10 protein-coding genes are annotated in these 17,020 nt (G+C 53.6%); 3 read left to right on the top strand and 7 right to left on the bottom strand.

Annotated features, from left to right (window positions below):
• Positions 1 to 220: 220 nt before the first annotated feature.
• The 6 genes from BLT02_RS13960 to BLT02_RS13935 form a co-directional block, all read right to left on the bottom strand.
• Positions 221 to 2,533, bottom strand: a complete 2,313-nt coding sequence (locus tag BLT02_RS13960; RefSeq protein ID WP_092996798.1) for a M13-type metalloendopeptidase — start codon at positions 2,531 to 2,533, stop codon at positions 221 to 223.
• A 221-nt stretch (positions 2,534 to 2,754) separates the two neighbouring features.
• Complete coding sequence (locus tag BLT02_RS13955; protein ID WP_092996795.1) at positions 2,755 to 3,081, bottom strand: hypothetical protein; 327 nt, start codon at positions 3,079 to 3,081, stop codon at positions 2,755 to 2,757.
• A gap of 186 nt (positions 3,082 to 3,267) precedes the next feature.
• A complete protein-coding gene (locus BLT02_RS13950; RefSeq protein ID WP_092996792.1) occupies positions 3,268 to 4,671 on the bottom strand; it encodes an alanyl-tRNA editing protein in 1,404 nt (467 codons plus the stop codon).
• 152 nt (positions 4,672 to 4,823) lie between these two features.
• Positions 4,824 to 5,951: a peptide chain release factor 2 gene (gene prfB, locus BLT02_RS13945; protein ID WP_092996789.1), complete on the bottom strand. Its 1,128-nt coding sequence runs from the start codon at positions 5,949 to 5,951 to the stop codon at positions 4,824 to 4,826.
• A gap of 138 nt (positions 5,952 to 6,089) precedes the next feature.
• Positions 6,090 to 8,666, bottom strand: a complete 2,577-nt coding sequence (gene secA, locus BLT02_RS13940; protein WP_092996786.1) for a preprotein translocase subunit SecA — start codon at positions 8,664 to 8,666, stop codon at positions 6,090 to 6,092.
• Positions 8,667 to 9,146: 480 nt separating this feature from the next.
• Positions 9,147 to 9,599, bottom strand: a complete 453-nt coding sequence (locus BLT02_RS13935) for a MarR family winged helix-turn-helix transcriptional regulator (protein ID WP_092996784.1) — start codon at positions 9,597 to 9,599, stop codon at positions 9,147 to 9,149.
• Between the two features lie 515 nt (positions 9,600 to 10,114).
• Here BLT02_RS13935 and hflX point away from each other — a divergent pair.
• The 3 genes from hflX (at position 10,115) to BLT02_RS13920 (ending at position 15,422) form a co-directional block, all read left to right on the top strand.
• Entirely contained in the window at positions 10,115 to 11,914 is a 1,800-nt protein-coding gene (gene hflX, locus BLT02_RS17945; RefSeq protein ID WP_242869821.1) for a GTPase HflX, read from the top strand.
• Between the two features lie 250 nt (positions 11,915 to 12,164).
• Positions 12,165 to 14,732: a M13 family metallopeptidase gene (locus BLT02_RS13925; protein ID WP_092996781.1), complete on the top strand. Its 2,568-nt coding sequence runs from the start codon at positions 12,165 to 12,167 to the stop codon at positions 14,730 to 14,732.
• A gap of 66 nt (positions 14,733 to 14,798) precedes the next feature.
• Positions 14,799 to 15,422, top strand: coding sequence for a superoxide dismutase (locus BLT02_RS13920; protein ID WP_092996778.1), 624 nt, complete (start codon positions 14,799 to 14,801; stop codon positions 15,420 to 15,422).
• Between the two features lie 243 nt (positions 15,423 to 15,665).
• Here BLT02_RS13920 and BLT02_RS13915 read toward each other — a convergent pair whose 3' ends face one another.
• Positions 15,666 to 16,649, bottom strand: coding sequence for a serine O-acetyltransferase (locus tag BLT02_RS13915; RefSeq protein ID WP_092996775.1), 984 nt, complete (start codon positions 16,647 to 16,649; stop codon positions 15,666 to 15,668).
• Between the last annotated feature and the right edge of the window lie 371 nt (positions 16,650 to 17,020).

The following is a 17,020-nucleotide window of genomic DNA, read 5'->3' as shown; positions in this document are numbered from 1 at the left end:
AAAACGGATCTCCCAGGCAAGAGGAGATCCGTTTTTTCTTTACAGTCCGTTTTCAGCTGTTTTTTCAATCAGTTTTCAGTCCGTTTTCAGCTGGTTTTTCAATCAGTTTTCAGTCAATTTTCAGCTGGTTTTTCAATCAGTTGTCAATATGGCAGTCCGCTTCCAGTCAGTTAGTCATTCTACATCGGCTCTGCGTCGGCTGGTCAGCCGATCCTTCACCTTATTCTCCGGAGCGTCCCATGCCCCAGATCGCGATCCTGTCGGCAGGCGCGACATACATGCCGTCGCCAGGCTGGATATCGTAGAGCCTCTGGAACTCGTCGAACTGGGGGAGGGTCATATTGACGCGAAGGTAGTAGGGCGGATGAGGATCATATTTATAGATATTCTCCATGACATTCTCCAGATAGCCTACAGCATCGAGTTCTGCATAGGCGCGGAAGAATTTATCGTAATCAAAACCGTCGATCGTCTTTGCGATGCGCAGCATACAGGCCATACCGCCCATGTCGGCAGCCACCTCTCCCTGCAGAATAGTTCCGTTGCAGGCGCTGCCGTCCTTCCAGGGATGTATGTCGTCATAAGCGGCGATGAGTTTTGACGCTCTCTTGTCAAAGGCGGCGCGGTCGTCATCCGTCCACCAGCTGTGAACAGCGCCTGTCTCATCAAACTGAGAGCCTGTGGGGTCAAAAGCATGGGAGATCTCATGTCCGATCACAGTGCCGATCGCTCCCATTTTTTCCTCTCTGGACATGGATTCATTGTAGTACTTTCCATTCAGCATTCCCGCAAAAACCAGGATGCTGTTAGTGGTAGGCATATAGGCTGCATTCATCTCAGATGTCCGCATATTCCAGACCTGCTTGTCAATTGGTTCGAAACTCATCTGCTGGCAAATTTTCCACTGCGCTTCACTGATCTCGTCCATGGCCAGCGCGTAGTTTCCGCCCTCCGCGGCAGGTGTGATGGAGATCTGCGACCAGTCCAGCCATTTGTCGTCGTCAGGATAGACGGGAAGAAGGGTCAGGTGATCCAGCTTACTGATCGCTTTTTCCCTTGTCTCCGGTGAAAGCCATGTTTCCTCTGTGAGCATTTCTCTATAGGTAGAGATCGCTTCCTCCATGAGAGTGCGGATATCCTCTTTCATTTGAGGAGAGCAGTATTTAGCGACGTACATCTTGTCCACATCCTGCCACAGAACTCTTGCGACCATATTCGTCGCATAGTATTCATCTTCGCGGCTTGCGGAAAGGCCGGAGAACTCTCTCTCAAGACGTTTTGCCTCCCTGTAGGCCGCTTCGTCCGCTTTTCCGATATAACCAGCCGCGGTTTCGCAGACCAGATAAGCCCGGATCTGCTCCAGATTTTCTTCTGTATAGAGTTCATTGAGCTTTGTCAGCCAGGCAGGCTGTTCCAGATTGATCCTGAGCGAAGGATCGAAACCGACAGCAGACAACATCTCTTTAATGGGCAACGCAGGGGCAGCGGCAGCAAGCTCCTCCGCTGTCATGATGTTGGTCCTTTTCCTGATCGAATCCCCCGCGGCCAGTTCCGTGCTGTTCATCATACTTTCTGAAACCGCTTTTTCAAAGGCATACCGATTTTCAATCAGTTCCTGGGCTGCTTCTTCACTGCATCCTGCATACTGGATCAGCATGTACTTTGCGGCACTGTCGCTGTGTTTTTTATTTCGTTTCCCGGAATCGGTTATACTTTCATATTCGTCCCTGGTTCCAAGGGTCAGCGATGTGGGACCGATATCAGTCATATGACGGCCAGGATCATCTATATCGGTATCCAGATAGATTTCCAGAATATTCGTTCCCGTTCTTCCCTCCCAGGAACCAAGATATGCACTCAGATCCTCCAGAGAGGAAATGTTCAAGATCGTTTTGATTTTTGAAGAAATGTAGTCTCTTCCCTTTTCTCTTCCCTCCCAGTCCAGATACATCTGATAGAGGGTCCTGACCCGGTCTGCTTCCGGACTTGTATCCTCAGAATCTGTCATCAATCCGGAAATCCTATCGATGAGCAGGTCTGAAATCTCGTCCTCTGTCCCTATGACTTCGTGTCCGGGCTTGATCTTCGTCTTATTGAGATAATCATAGTTGACAGCCAGGTAAAAATCATCCCTGACCCCGGGTCTGGGGGTATCCTCGGTGATCATGCCGTAAACATTGGAGTTGATCCAGGGGCTGCCATAAGGCTTGATCTTTTCCTGGACCGGCAGTTCCTCTGCGCTCTCGGCGGCAGACTCCTTTCCCGTCTCTGCAAGAGACGACTGCTCCCCTGTCTCTGCGACAGAGGCCAGATCTTCCGCTCCCTCACTTAAAGACTGTTCGCCCGTCTCCAGGGTGGAAGCTTCTTCCACGCTCTGAAAACCGCCGGCATCCTCTGATGTCTCCATTAATAACGACTGCTCTGCAGTCGAGCCCTCTCCCTTCTGGTCCTTCTCTTCCGACGCGAAGGCCGGCAGGGCTGTACTCGTAATGATGCAGAGTGCCAGTAGAACAGCTGTAAGTCTTCTTCTCATCAAACATTACCTCCCAATTCAAAATTCGAGTATTTTCTGCCAGGCATTTTTCGCCGGGCATTTTTCGCCGGGCATTTTTCACCAGGCATTTTTCACCAGGCATTTTATATTTAAGCAGAATGGCAATAATTCTGTTAAACGCTGTTCCGCTTTATGCGACTTAAAAAGAGACAGAGAACAGCCCCCTTCCTCTTTTTCGAAAGGCGGTTCAGGGAAAGAAATCAGATCCTTTCCTCATACCGGTCTGCGTCTCCCCTTTTCATTTTGATCCCGTTAAGGATGATATAGCCTTCTTCGGGATCGGAATGGGGGATAAAACGGGGTGTTTCGAATTCTTCGTGTTTATGTCCGAAGCGGCGGCAGGAAATATCCTGATCACTGGGAACTCTGTGTCCGTCAGAGGCAAGAGGCCGATTGGCGGAGGGCCGTCTTGATGCTGTTCTGCCTGTGTTTCCGGCGTTTCCCGTCCCTTTTTTTGATCCGCCCTTCTGGGCCATAAAACGGATAATAATAATCGCGAATAAAAAGAGATATATAATACCGCCCATCTCAGTCCTCCTCTCTTTATAGTAAGATCATTGTATTTTCAGGCCGGTTTTCAGGCCGGAAAACCGGCCGGTTTTCAGGATCCGGAGCCTGACGCTGCCGGGAGAGTATTTTATGCGAGTCTTGAATCTTTATCCGGCACGCAAAACTCACGAACGAGTCTTGAATTGTTCAGGGTCTGTTCAGGGTCACGGTGTGTCCAGGGCTTCGTCCAGGGCAGTGCGGATCTTTTCCTCAGAAGCCTGGACAGAGCCTTGCACCATGGCGGGCTTGCCGCCTCCTCTGGCGCCGCAGCTCTTGTTGAGGCAGGCATTCAGGACGCGGGCATCCACGGGTTCCCGGTTCCCGGCCGGGGTCCCTGCGCCGATGATATATTTGTAGCCCGTCCCGTCGTTTCCATTGAACACACCGCAATAACCGGTGTGGGTTTCGCACAGGCGGTTGACGAGGCTGCGCTGGGCTAGGTTGCCGATCCCGCCCGTAAACAGGAAAACATGCTCCCGGTCTGCCGGGACAGCTGCCGCCAGGGCATCTGTTACCATGGTCTCAAGGGCGCTCTCCCGCTGCCGGAGTCTCTCGTTCTCGTCCAGAATCCGGGCAACACCCGCTGCGATCTCCTCGCGGGGCATGTTGGTCAGGTGGGAGGTGTCCTCTGCCGCTTTCTGCAGCTGCTGCAGATACTCGAGAGCCCGGCTTCCGCAGAGGATCGTCAGGCGGATGCCGCTCCTTTCGCGGAGGGTGCGGATGATCTTGATCACGCCGATCTCGCCGGTCCTGTGGACGTGCGGCGCACAGCAGGCGCAGACGTCAACGCCGGGGATCTCCACCAGGCGGAGCGGCCCGTCGATCTCCTTTTTGCTGCGATAGGGGGTTTTTTCAAGAGCCTCTTCATCCGGATACCAGGCGCGGATCTCCAAATCGTCCCATACAACGCGGTTGGCGGCCTTTTCCAGCCAGAGGATATCCTCATCGGAAAGAGGACCGTTGAAATCCAGGGTGACGGTATTGTCGCTCAGATGAAAGCCCACATTGTCGTAGCCGAATTTACCGTGCACCAGCCCTGACAGGATGTGCTCGCCGGAGTGATTCTGCATGTTGGAAAAGCGGTGGGCGAAATCGATCTGGCCGGAGATGATCCTGCCGGGGACAAATATTTCCATTGCGGATTTATCATCCGCGGGGATCCTGACAAAATGCCGGATCACATTACCGTCCAGCTGGACATCAACGACCGGAAATCCGCCCAGTGTTCCTGTGTCCGGCGTCTGGCCGCCTTCTTCCGGGAAAAAGAGGGTCTGGTCGAGGATGACTTCCAGAATTCTACCCTCATCAACCGTTCTTTTTTCTTTACCTGTTCCCTTCTCTTTACCTGTTCTTTTCCTTTTATCGGTTCTTTCTTCTTTAGTAATTCTTTCTTCAGTAATTCTTTCTTCTTTAGCTGTACTCTCTTCTTTGACTCTCTGCTGATTTTCCGCTGTTTTTTGTGCGGTGTTTTTCTGCTCAATATCTTTCCGCACAGCGAGAACTTTTGCTTCAAACGAGTCTGCGTATCCATCCTCGTCGAAGAGTTTTTTTGTTTCTTTATCCGGCATTATAAAAACTTCTTTCTTTACGCTTCCTCTGCTCTTCCAGCCTTATTGGCGCTTATAGGCATTTACGCTTTCTCTGCTCTTCCAGCCTTGTTGGCACTTAAATGCATTTATGCTTCCTCTGCTCTTCCAGCCATTTCGGTGCTTAAATGCATTTATGCTTCCTCTACTCTTCCGGCCTTGTTGGCGCCCATGCGCAGGTAGGCGTTGATGAAGCGGTCGATGTCACCGTCGAGGACGGCGCCGGTGTTGGAGGTCTCCTCCTGGGTGCGGGTGTCCTTGACGAGGGTATAGGGCTGCAGGACGTAGGAGCGGATCTGGCTGCCCCAGGCGATGTCCTTGATCTCGCCGCGGATACCGGCGAGTTTGGCCTCTTCCTCCTCTTTTTTCAGCATATAGAGCTTTGCCTTGAGCATCTGCATGGCCTTGTCCTTGTTCTGGAACTGAGAGCGCTCGTTCTGGCAGGTGACGACAATGCCGCTCGGGAAATGCGTGATGCGGATGGCGGAGCTGGTCTTGTTGATGTGCTGGCCGCCGGCGCCGCTGGAGCGGTAAGTGTCGATCCGGATGTCGTCCGGGTTGATGACGATATCGATATCCTTTTCAATATCAGGCATGACATCGCAGGAGACAAAGGAGGTCTGGCGCTTGCCCTGGGCGTTGAAGGGCGAAATGCGCACGAGGCGGTGAACACCGCGCTCACTCTTCAGGTAGCCGTAGGCGTTGGGGCCGCTGATCTGGAAATCAACAGATTTGATGCCCGCCTCGTCGCCGTCGATATAGTTCATGACGTCGACCTTGAAGCCCTTGCGGTCAGCCCAGCGGGTGTACATGCGGTAGAGCATGGAGCACCAGTCACAGCTCTCCGTGCCGCCCGCGCCGGCGTTGAGGGAAAGGATGGCATTAGAGTCGTCGTATTCGCCTGTGAGCAGGGTCGCCAGCCTCATCTCCTCCAGTTTGTTTTTGAAAGCATCGAGGTCTTCGCGGACAGGTTCGATGACGGATTCGTCGTTTTCTTCATTGCCCATCTCGATCAGCATGAGGATATCCTCATACTGGCTCTCGACATGCTCCGCGTCCTCTACAGTGGTCTGCAGATCCTTGAGCTGCTTCATCTTTTTATTAGCGGTGTCGGCGTCCGACCAGAAGTCCGGTGCCTCCGACTCGCGCTGCAGCTCCTCAATACGCTGCTTTTTGTATTCGAGATCCAGTGAGTCGAGCACCTCGTGCATCGTGCTCTCATACTGCTGGATTTCTGTTTTCATCTGATCCAGTTGTAACATATATTTCCTCCAGAGGACATGACAGTCCTCTTGTTCTCTACGTTATTTCGATGATGTTCTGATTTTTGGATGGTGTTCTGGTTTTAGGGATGATGTTCTGTTATGCAGACATCTGTTATCCCTGCCGGGGCTGCCGCTTCAGACTCTTCCGGGTCTGCCGTGGCAGTTTTTGTATTTTTTGCCGCTGCCGCAGGGGCAGGGGTCGTTGGGGTAGATCTTTTTGTCAGTGCGGCGCTTGGGCTGTCTGACAGCGGTGTCGTCCTTGTTGGTGCCGGTGGCCTTGGCGACTTCCTCGCGCTCTACTTTCTGCTCGACCTTGACGTGGAAGAGGACGCGGACGGTCTCCTCCATAATGTTGCGGGTCATTTCATTGAACATGTCGTAGCCGGCCATCTTGTATTCCACAAGGGGATCGTGCTGGCCGTAGGCCTGCAGGCCGATGCTCTGACGGAGCTGTTCCATGTCGTCGATGTGGTCCATCCACTTGCGGTCGACGACCTTGAGGATAACGACACGTTCGAGCTCGCGGACGGCCTCAGGCTCCGGGAACTCGGCTTCCTTGGATTCGTAGAGGGCGACTGCTTCTTCCTTGAGCTGCTGCTTGAGCCCGTCGCGGGTGCGCTCGCGGATACGGCCGCGGTTGACGACCTGCAGGGGGATGGTGGGCAGCAGGAGCTCATTGAGCTCGGTGAGATTCCAGTCATCGCTGTCGATATCATCGCTGATGCAGGTATCTACAGTAGAATCGACAAAATCGGTGATCATCTTGTAGACGCTGTCCCGCATACTCTTGCCGTCGAGGACCTCGCGGCGCTGGGTGTAGATGATCTCGCGCTGTTCGTTCATGACCTGGTCGTAATCGAGCAGGTTTTTACGGATTCCGAAGTTGTTGTTCTCAATCTTCTTCTGAGCGCCCTCGATCGCCTTTGAGAGAGATTTATGCGTGATCTCCTGGTCCTCGGGGATATTCAGGGCATTGAACATTCCGATCATGCGGTCGGAACCGAACAGACGCATGAGGTCGTCTTCCAGGGAGATGTAGAAGCGGGATTCGCCGGGGTCTCCCTGACGTCCGCTTCGGCCTCGCAGCTGGTTGTCGATACGGCGGGATTCGTGGCGCTCTGTGCCGATGATCTTGAGGCCGCCTGCGGCGCGTGCCTCCTCATCAAGCTTGATATCAGTGCCTCGGCCGGCCATGTTGGTGGCGATGGTGACGGCGCCGTGACGGCCCGCCTCTGCGACGATCTCCGCTTCCATCTCATGGAATTTGGCGTTCAGGACATTGTGAGGGATGCCGGCTTTTTTCAGCATCTTTGAAACTTCCTCGGAGACCTGGATCGTGATGGTGCCCACCAGAACAGGCTGTCCCTTTTCGTAGGCCTCGCGGACGGCATTGACCACCGCGCGGAATTTTTCCTTTTTCGTCTTGTAGACCGCATCCTGGTCGTCAAAACGGATCACAGGGCGGTTGGTCGGGATCTCGATGACGTCCATGCCGTAGATCTCACGGAACTCGCGCTCTTCGGTCAGGGCTGTACCGGTCATGCCGGCCTTTTTATCAAATTTGTTAAAAAAGTTCTGGAAGGTGATGGTCGCCAGGGTCCGGCTCTCGCGTTTTACCTTGACGTGCTCCTTGGCCTCGATCGCCTGATGCAGGCCGTCGGAATAGCGGCGGCCGGGCATGACACGGCCGGTGAACTCGTCGACGATCAGGACCTGGTCATCCTTGACGATGTAGTCGTGGTCGCGGTGCATGAGGTTGTGGGCGCGCAGGGCCAGGATGATGCAGTGCTGGATCTCCAGGTTCTCGGGATCCGCCAGGTTGTCGATCCGGAAAAATTTTTCGACCTTGGTGACGCCTTCCGCCGTCAGGTTGACGAGCTTGTCCTTCTCATTGACGATGAAGTCGCCGGTCTCCTCGCGCTCGATGCCCATAATGGCGTCGATCTTGGACAGGTCCTCGACATCGGCGCCCCTCTTCATCTGGCCCGCCAGAATATCGCAGGCCTCGTAGATCTTGGTGGACTTGCCGCTCTGGCCGGAGATGATCAGCGGCGTACGGGCTTCGTCGATGAGGACGGAGTCGACCTCGTCGATGATAGCGTAGTGGAGCTCACGCAGGACCAGCTGCTCCTTGTAGATCGACATGTTGTCGCGCAGATAGTCAAAACCGAGCTCGTTGTTGGTCACATAGGTGATGTCGCAGCGATAGGCCTCCTGGCGCTCCTGGGGTGTCATGCTGTTGAGGACGACACCGACAGTCAGGCCCATGAAACGGTAGACCTGCCCCATCCACTCGGCGTCACGTTTTGCCAGGTAATCGTTGACTGTGACGATGTGGACGCCCCGTCCCTCCAGAGCGTTGAGGTAGGCGGGCATGGTCGCCACCAGGGTCTTACCTTCACCGGTACGCATCTCCGCGATACGGCCCTGGTGCAGGATAATGCCGCCGATCAGCTGGACCCGGAAGGGCTCCATATCCAGCGAGCGGCGCGCGCCTTCGCGGACTGCCGCATAAGCCTCGACCAGCAGGTCATCCAGGGTCTCCCCGTTCTGAAAACGCTTTTTGAACTCTTCTGTCTTCGCCCTGAACTCCTCATCAGTGAGGGCCTGCATGGCAGGGCGGAGCGATTCGATCTTGTCCACCAGGGGGCGGATCCTCTTGATCTCTCTCTCGCTGTGCGTACCGAACAGCTTGTCTGTTAATCTTGACATAATGATCTATTGTTCCTTTCCATATTCGAATCAAAGGGATGTATACCGGCAGTCAGCAGCATGAAACCGGCTCGACCGTTTCTCCACTTTCTCCACCCCTTCTTCAGCATCTATGAAAGCTTTTCTGAAAGCTTCTCTTAAAACTTCTCTTAAAACTTCTCTGAAGTGTATGGTCTGCCGCTGCCTGTAAGCGCATGATCTTTCTGCACTTTATTATTCAGAGCTGTCCCTTTTTAAACTTTTTAAAGAAGTTCACATAAAGATGGACATACACAATAATGATAGCATAGTTCTGTTGAAACTGCTACATAGTATCCGCATTACTGGTTTCATCGGTTTCATCGTTTTTGGTTCCATGCTTAAGCCCTGCTTACAAAAGCTCAAAAAACTCAAAGAGCTAAAGTAGCTTTAAGGCTCAAAGAGCTTTAAAAGCTTAAAAGGCTGTGGCGCTGATTTCCATGCGGAATTATCCCGGTATGCTCACTGCTCCTTGCTGATATTTCCCAGAATTTTATACAGAAGATTATAAAGGAGGCCGGCTTCCTCTTCAGAGAGATCAACGTAGCAGGCCATGCGGGCGGGAACCTCCAGGGCCCGGTCCTGCAGCCTTTTTCCCTCCTCCGTTATGGAGACGGTCAGATTTCTCTCATCAGTCCTGGACCTGCTTCTGAGCAGATAGCCTTTGCTTTCCAGCTTCTTGAGGACAGGTGTGAGCGTGCCGGAGTCCAGATACAGACATTTTCCGAGCTCCTTGACATTGATGTCACTGTGCTCCCACAGCACCATCATCGTGATGTACTGGGTATAAGTCAGGTCAAGCTTATCCAGATAAGGTTTATATCTGCGGATGATTTCTTTGGAACATGCGTACAGGGGGAAGCACAGCTGGCTGTCCAGACGCAGGCAGTCGTATTTATTTATTGTTTCGGACATTCCCTGAGTCCACCTCCGTTTCTATTGTTTATGTGTTTATGACTATTGTGTTTATGACTATGGTCACACTGCTTATGACACTCATCCCGTTGTTTATGACTGTCATCTTATTGTTTATGACTGTCATCCCGTTGTTTATGACTATTGTCTCCTTGTTTATGATTCTGAGCTCAGACTCTGATCTGTATTTTCCGGTCTGAGCTTTCTCTTTATTGGGCAAAAAGAGCAATTTAATTTATCACAATTTAATTGCTTTGTCCAGATACTCTCGTTTCCAAGGTGCGCAATGATGCGCAATTGCTTTTTAAAGGCTTTTTAAAAGCTGCAGCCGGTCAATGAGTGACTTGTAACTTACAGGCTCCATAGCTATACTTGTACCGGTGACGGCACTGCACTGAAGCCGGAAAGGCCCGCATAGGGTACAGGCTGTTTTATATCGTTTATCATGCCGTTTTATATCGTTTTATATAACGAATTTTATATAGCGAAAATACTGCCTTAAGGGGGATGATCGTTTGAAGCACAATGATGGTTCGGACCACAGCCGCGCAGATACAGATCTGATAATCAGCTGGGGAAAAAATAAATATGTCCGGGCGGGATCCGCGCCGGAAACAAAGGAAGTCCCGGAAAAACCGAAGGTACCTTACAGATTGGAAATGCCAGAGGTACCGCATGGATCAGAAAGGCCGGAGGTTCCGCATGGGTCAGAAAGACCGGAAGTTCCGCATGGGTCAGAAAGGCCGGAGGTTCCGCGCAGGGCTGCCGGGAGCAGTGAGCCTGAGATACCGCGCAGGACTTCCAGAAGCAGTGGGCCTGAGCCGGCGGAAAAAGGAAGCCGCGCCATTCTGGCCGGATGCAACACAGGTACGGACGCCGGGAAGTATGCCCGCGCCATGGCAGAGCTCCGCGGCCTGGCGGAAGCCTGCGGGCTCAAGGCCGTTTCCGTCCTCGTCCAGAATGCCCCGGCTGTCACCCACGCCACCTACATAGGAAGCGGTAAAGTCCTCGAGTTAAAAAAAGAGGTGGAGGAGTTCGATGCGGACATCGTCCTCTTTAACGAAGCGCTGACTCCGATGCAGACCAGGAACCTGGAAAAAGTGCTGGACACGGAGGTCCTGGACCGGACAGGGCTGATCCTGCAGATCTTTGCCCTGCGCGCAAGAACGCGCGAGGCCAAGCTCCAGGTGGAATCCGCGCAGCTTCAATACATGCTCCCGCGGCTCGCGGGCATGCGCACCAATCTCTCCCGTCAGGGCGGCGGGAGCGGCCGCCTCTCCAACAAGGGAGCTGGCGAGCAGAAGCTGGAACTGGACCGCCGCCGGATCGAGCACCGCATCGCGGAGCTCCGCCGGGAGCTCGATGTTGTCAGCCGGGAAAGGGCCACTCAGAGAAACCGCCGCATGCGGACAGGCATGACCAGAGTCGCTCTGGTCGGCTACACCAATGCAGGCAAATCGACTGTGATGAATGCCCTGCTGAAGTACTGCGCGGGGACATCCGGTTCAGGCACTGGCTCTTTTTCCCCTGCAGACAGGAGCCCTCTCTCTGGTTCTTTAAAAAATACAGACCCGGCCGGCGAGTCTTTCTGCGATTCAGCAGCCAAGGGATCTTTCAAAGATCCATCGAACATCTCTGCTCCCATTTCCCAGGACAGGATGAGTTCTCCTGATACGGCGGAGCAAGCCGGGGGCAAGACCGTCTTTGAAGCCGACATGCTCTTTGCCACACTCGACACCAGCGTCCGCCGGATCGACGCGCCCGGTCATATTCCTTTCCTCCTGTCAGATACCGTCGGTTTTGTCAGCGATCTCCCTCATGCCCTCGTCAAGGCATTCCGGTCCACTCTGGACGAAGTATGCTGCGCGGACCTTCTCCTGGAGGTGGTCGACTTCTCCGATCCCGATTACCGCCGGCAGATCGAGGTGACCGCCAGGACCCTGGAGGAGATCGGCGCCGGGCATATTCCTGTCGTCTATCTCTACAACAAGGTCGATCTGGCCCTGCGGGAAGAAGCCTCGGAGAAAGACCGCCCTGTGCCTCTCCGGATCCCCTACCGGCGCGGTGAGATCCTTTACCTCGCCGCCGGAAAAAAGATCGGGATCCCGGACATCCTCACCCTGATCGACGACGCCCTGGAGGAAAGCCGCACAGAGACCGGTTTTCTCATTCCTTATAAAAAAGGCGCCCTCCTGCAGGAAATCCGCAGCTGCGGCGTCCTGCTCTCGGAAGAATACCTTCCGGAAGGGATCCGCGTCCGGGCGCGCTGCCGCCGTGAGGATGCCCTGAGGATCTCCCGCCTCTGCGGGGAATGACCGGAGCTTGTCCGTCACGGCATGGCCTGTGATGAGGATCTCCCGCCTCTTCGCGGAATGACCCTCAGACTTCCATCAGGGATGTGTCGAATCGGAGAATCTCCCTCCTCTGCGCGGAATGACCAGCAGCCCAGCAGACGAATTTTCCCGACACTCTTTCACAGCCCGGTGAAAGGGTGCTATAATAATTGCGCAGTTGTCCACCCTTTTTTTACCGTCAACCATCAGAACAGAGCAAGGATTACATTTCATGGATCAGCCTTTCGATAAGAGGAACGACAATCCGGAAGCCCCGGATCTTGAAGCTCCGAAGTCTGACGATAATAACTTCGGAATTACAGCCAAAGATAATAAAGCCGCAGAAAAGAAACCGGCAGAAAACAAATCAGCGGAAAAGAAAAGCGAAGAAAAGAAAATTGCAGAAAAGAAAAGCAGCACTTCGAGCATCAGGAAGCAGGCACGGCTGTTTCTGGCCTGTCTCTGCTTTGCGGGAGCAGTTTTTGCTGCGGTTCTGACCGCGGGGACTCTCACCGGCTGCAAAATTGATTCCATCCTGCCTTCTCAAACGGAAGCAGGAAAGGGACAGGCCACATCAACCCCGCAGACCGCTCTGCAGTCAGGGCAGGCTGATCAGGCCGGAGGGAATCTCCCGGAAGGAGATTCCGGCAACGCTGAAAACACGGATGAAGCAGTACCCGGTTCCGGACAGGGCTCCGCCGCCTCCTCTTCAGAGCCTCTGCTGACTCTCCCCTACGACGAGTCGGATCCCGCCCAGAAGTCGAGTGCCCACAACTGGCTCTGCTCGGATCTCGTCGAAAACAACCAGAAGCTGGGTGAATACGCCCTGACAGAAGATTTTCACGCCGCTGTCAACAGGGACTGGCTTTCCACAAGCTCGATCCCGTCCGGCTACGTCTCCTACGATACCTTTGCGGAGAGGCAGCTGGAGGTTGATGCCGAGCTGCAGAATATCCTGGAGAGCAATGTCGCCTTCTCCGACCCTTACGTGGCACACTGCCAGAAACTGGTGAAGGATTACTATGACATGTGGCTGGACTGGGACGCTCGCAACGACGCCGGCGTAGAACCGCTCCGGGAAATCATCACCCCCCTCATGAATGTACACAGCCTGGATGAGATGACCGCCTATCTGTCGGATCCGGACACAACGATCCGGGCTCTGCCCCTGTCGTCCACCTTCACCGCCGCCAACCTCAACGACGCGGATTCCATCGCCGTCTATATCTCCCCTCCGTCGCTTGTTTTCCAGGATCCCAAATACTACTCCTCTCTCGACAGGAACAGCTGGAAATACCAGCCCAGATATATCTACGCTGCCGGCTACATGCTGGAGCGTCTCGGATACTCCGAAAATGAAAGAGACAGGATCCTCAAGGACAGCTATACCTTCGAGTGCGAGATGGCCAGCGCCATGATGACCACAGAAGAGCACAATGCGGAGGACTCCACGATCCGCTGCAATAATCCCCGCACCTTTGCCCAGCTGCAGGAAGAGCAGGGGAATTTTCCCCTCACGGGAATGCTCGAAGGCGCCGGTCTGGCCGGCTCAAAAGTCTTCATCCTTCAGGAGCCCGCCTGGCTCGAGAGGATGAACCGCCTCTATACTGACCGGTATCTGGAGAAAATGAAGGCCTATCTCCTGGTCTCCGATGTCCTGCAGTTCATGGATCTCCTGGACCGCGACTGCTACGACAGAATGATGCAGGTCCGCAACGTCCTGTCCGGCTCCTCCGGCCAGGTCGACGACCGCAAGGCCGCCTGCGACGCTGTCAACAACGTCCTCGAGATGGAGCTGGGCGAAGTCTACGCGGAGACTTACATCACAGAAAAGACCAAGGGTGATATCACAGATTTGATCAACGAATGTATCGAATATTACCACACTATGCTGGAAGGAGAGCAATTTCTTTCTGAAAACACCAAAAATGAAGCTCTCAAAAAGCTGGACAACCTGACCATCCGCGTCGCGAGACCGGATGACACAGAGGAAATGGAAATCGCCCTGCAATCCGTCGCCGGATCGGATACAGACGAAGAAATCCTTGTAGGGAAAAACGGGAAGCGTATCCTTGATTTCAAAGGGCCGGAGGAAGGCGGCAGCCTTGTCGATGCCCGCATTGCCATCTCCGAGTATGACTGCCTCCGGATGCATGACAAAGTCAACCAGCCTGTCGACCGCACAGAGTGGATCGCGGCTCCCCAGGACGTCAACGCCTACTACTATCCTCTGGACAACTCCATCAATATCCCCGCAGGCATCCTGGGAGGGATCTTTTACAGCGAAACTCTTTCCAAGGAAGAGAAACTCGGACACATCGGCATCATGATCGGACACGAGATCTCCCATGCCTTTGACACCTCAGGGCGCCAGTACGACGAGCAGGGGAACCTGCGCAACTGGTGGACCGAGGAGGATTACCGCCTGTTCCATGCCAGAGCCCAGAAGCTCGTGGATTATTACAACGGCTTCGAACCCATCAGCGGATATCCTGTAAAAGGAGCCATGATCGACACTGAAGCCATCGCGGATCTCACCGGTGTCAAATGCATGCTCCGCATCGCCGCCCAGGAAAGCGGCTTTGACTACGACCTCTTTTTCCGCACCCTCGCCTCCAACTGGAGGTGCCTGACATCGATCGAGACTGAAGCCTACTGCGTCGAGCAGGATTCCCATCCCCTGCCCTATCTGCGGACCAACGCCGTTGTCGTCCAGTTTGAGGAGTTCCACAGAACCTACGGCACCCGGGAAGGCGATGGCATGTACCTAGCTCCCGAATACCGGCTGGAGGTGTGGTGAGGATCGGTTTCGGATACACTGGTTTATTACGGACACTATAAACATTTATTATAAAAGGAGGAACCCATGTTTCAGCAGATCACCCTACCGTATTCTTATGATGCTCTTGAACCCGTGATTGACGCCCTGACTGTCGAGACCCATTTTGGAAAGCATCACGCTGCCTACACCAAAAACTTCAATGACGCGGCAGAAAAAGCCGGTGTTGCAGACATGGATGCTGAAGCTCTGCTCGCTTCTCTGGACAAAGTGGAGGATCCCGCCCTGCGCAAGGCCCTTCGCAACAACGGCGGCGGCTTCTATAACCACAACCTCTATTTCTCCACCCTCTCCCCCGTCGCTGAGGCTGCCAAGGCTCCCACAGGCGCGCTGCTCGAAAAGATCAATGCCACTTTCGGAAGCGTAGACGAATGCAAGGCACAGCTCTCCGCCGCTGCCGCAGGACAGTTCGGATCCGGCTGGTCCTGGCTCTCCGCCAACGCTGCAGGCGACCTCATGATCTCCGCCAGCCCCAACCAGGACAACCCGATCAGTGAAGGCACCGGCTTCGTCCCGATCCTGGCCATCGACGTCTGGGAGCATGCCTACTACCTCAAGTACAAAAACCTCCGCCCCGACTACATTAAAGCCCTGTTCGATATCATCGACTGGAAAAAGGTCGAAGCGCTGTATGCGAAGGTGACCGCATAATACAGGAAACCGTTCCGGTTTTTCTGCATTATAGCCAGGAGGATGGAGACTTACTGTACTCCATTTCTCTCAAATCAAAAACAATCAAAAACCCCGGAAGATGCAGGTTTCTCAGCCTCTGCTTCTTCCAGGGTTTTTTGTTTTCAAGCATCAGAAAACTTTTCAGGTTTCCGATCATTTTCCGGCATCAGAACACTTTTCAGGTTTCCAATCACTTTCCGGTATCAAGCCATTTTTCCGGTATCAGATCACATAGTACCAGGTCGAATCTGTCTCGGAATCCCGGGGATCTTCGATCATCTCAACTCCGCCGTATTTCTTTATATCATCCTCGTCATTGTGGATGATCAGCTCCTGGGTCTTGACGCTGACCCTGGTTCCCGGCTTCACGGAACTGGTGATGAACACGTTGGAACCGATGACGGAGCCCTCGCCGATGGTCGTATCACCGCCGAGGATGGAGGCTCCGGCATAGATGGTGACGTTGTCTTCGATCGTGGGGTGGCGCTTGGCGCCCTTTAGGCGCTGGCCGCCGCGGGTCGAGAGCGCGCCGATCGTGACGCCCTGATAGATCTTGACATGTTTCCCGATGATAGAGGTCTCGCCGACGACAATGCCCGTCCCGTGGTCCATAAAGAAATACTCCCCGATGGTCGCGCCGGGGTGAATGTCGATTCCGGTCCTGGAATGGGCGTATTCCGTCATCATACGAGGGATCAGCGGAACGCCGAGCAGGAAAAGCTCGTGGGCCAGACGGTTGATCGTGCTCGCGAGGAGTCCCGGATAGCAGAGGACGATCTCATCGATACTGAAGGCTGCGGGATCTCCCTCATAGGACGCCTGCATGTCCGTGTTGACCAGGGCTCTGATCTTGGGCAGCCTGTCCAGGAAATCGATGGCCAGCTCCTCCGCGGACATCTTGAGCTCATAATCCGTCTCCGCGGCGTATTCCTCCTTGAACCGCAGGGCGATCGAAATCTGCTTCTGCAGGTTGTAGATCACGTCCTCAACCACGACCGCAATGCGGCCGTCATAATTATAACTCCTGAACTTGGGCCTGTAATAACCCGGGAACAGAATACTGAGGAGCTTATAGGTGATGTCTCTGACCGCCGTCCTGTCCGGCTGGTTAAAGACATTCATGTTGTCAATATCTCTGCCGTTCTGATAATCCTGCAGGATGCGGTTCGTCACGTTCTGGATGCGGTTGCTGATATCTCTTCTCATAAATCGATCCTCAAAATCATTTCTATTTTCTGATTTCTGCCTGCTGTTTTGTACCTGCTGTATTCAAATTTAATCCTTCAGTGTGTCGTCACACTTGTGTCTTCACACTAGGTTATTATAAACGAAATCCATGGGCAATAAAAACATAAATATTATTGAAAAAAGCGAAAATACATAATTGCCGAAAAAAAAGTCATTTTTGGGGTGGTTTCCAACGCAGAGATCCGAGTGAAACAGCGCTGCAGGCCACTGACATCTGGACAAAGAATTGCAGTTCCCTTACAATTATAATAATTTATAATAAAGAAGAAAGAACTTGCATCAGTGATCATGTCAGGACACGGACTGTCTGATGCGGGAGGGGTCCTATT

Origin of the sequence: Sarcina sp. DSM 11001, from assembly GCF_900101015.1 — a bacterium.
In the GTDB taxonomy this organism is placed as follows: Bacteria; Bacillota; Clostridia; order Lachnospirales; family Lachnospiraceae; genus CAG-791.
Note: the sequence above shows the minus strand (reverse complement) of the source record. Positions and strands in the feature narration are given on the sequence as shown.

Bases quoted from the DNA above. Each gene is read 5' to 3' on its own strand.
- BLT02_RS13960 (WP_092996798.1), bottom strand. From the start codon at position 2,533: ATGAGAAGAAGACTTACAGCTGTTCTACTGGCACTCTGCATCATTACG.
- BLT02_RS13955 (WP_092996795.1), bottom strand. From the start codon at position 3,081: ATGGGCGGTATTATATATCTCTTTTTATTCGCGATTATTATTATCCGT.
- BLT02_RS13950 (WP_092996792.1), bottom strand. From the start codon at position 4,671: ATGCCGGATAAAGAAACAAAAAAACTCTTCGACGAGGATGGATACGCA.
- prfB (WP_092996789.1), bottom strand. From the start codon at position 5,951: ATGTTACAACTGGATCAGATGAAAACAGAAATCCAGCAGTATGAGAGC.
- secA (WP_092996786.1), bottom strand. From the start codon at position 8,666: ATGTCAAGATTAACAGACAAGCTGTTCGGTACGCACAGCGAGAGAGAG.
- BLT02_RS13935 (WP_092996784.1), bottom strand. From the start codon at position 9,599: ATGTCCGAAACAATAAATAAATACGACTGCCTGCGTCTGGACAGCCAG.
- BLT02_RS13925 (WP_092996781.1), top strand. From the start codon at position 12,165: ATGGATCAGCCTTTCGATAAGAGGAACGACAATCCGGAAGCCCCGGAT.
- BLT02_RS13920 (WP_092996778.1), top strand. From the start codon at position 14,799: ATGTTTCAGCAGATCACCCTACCGTATTCTTATGATGCTCTTGAACCC.
- BLT02_RS13915 (WP_092996775.1), bottom strand. From the start codon at position 16,649: ATGAGAAGAGATATCAGCAACCGCATCCAGAACGTGACGAACCGCATC.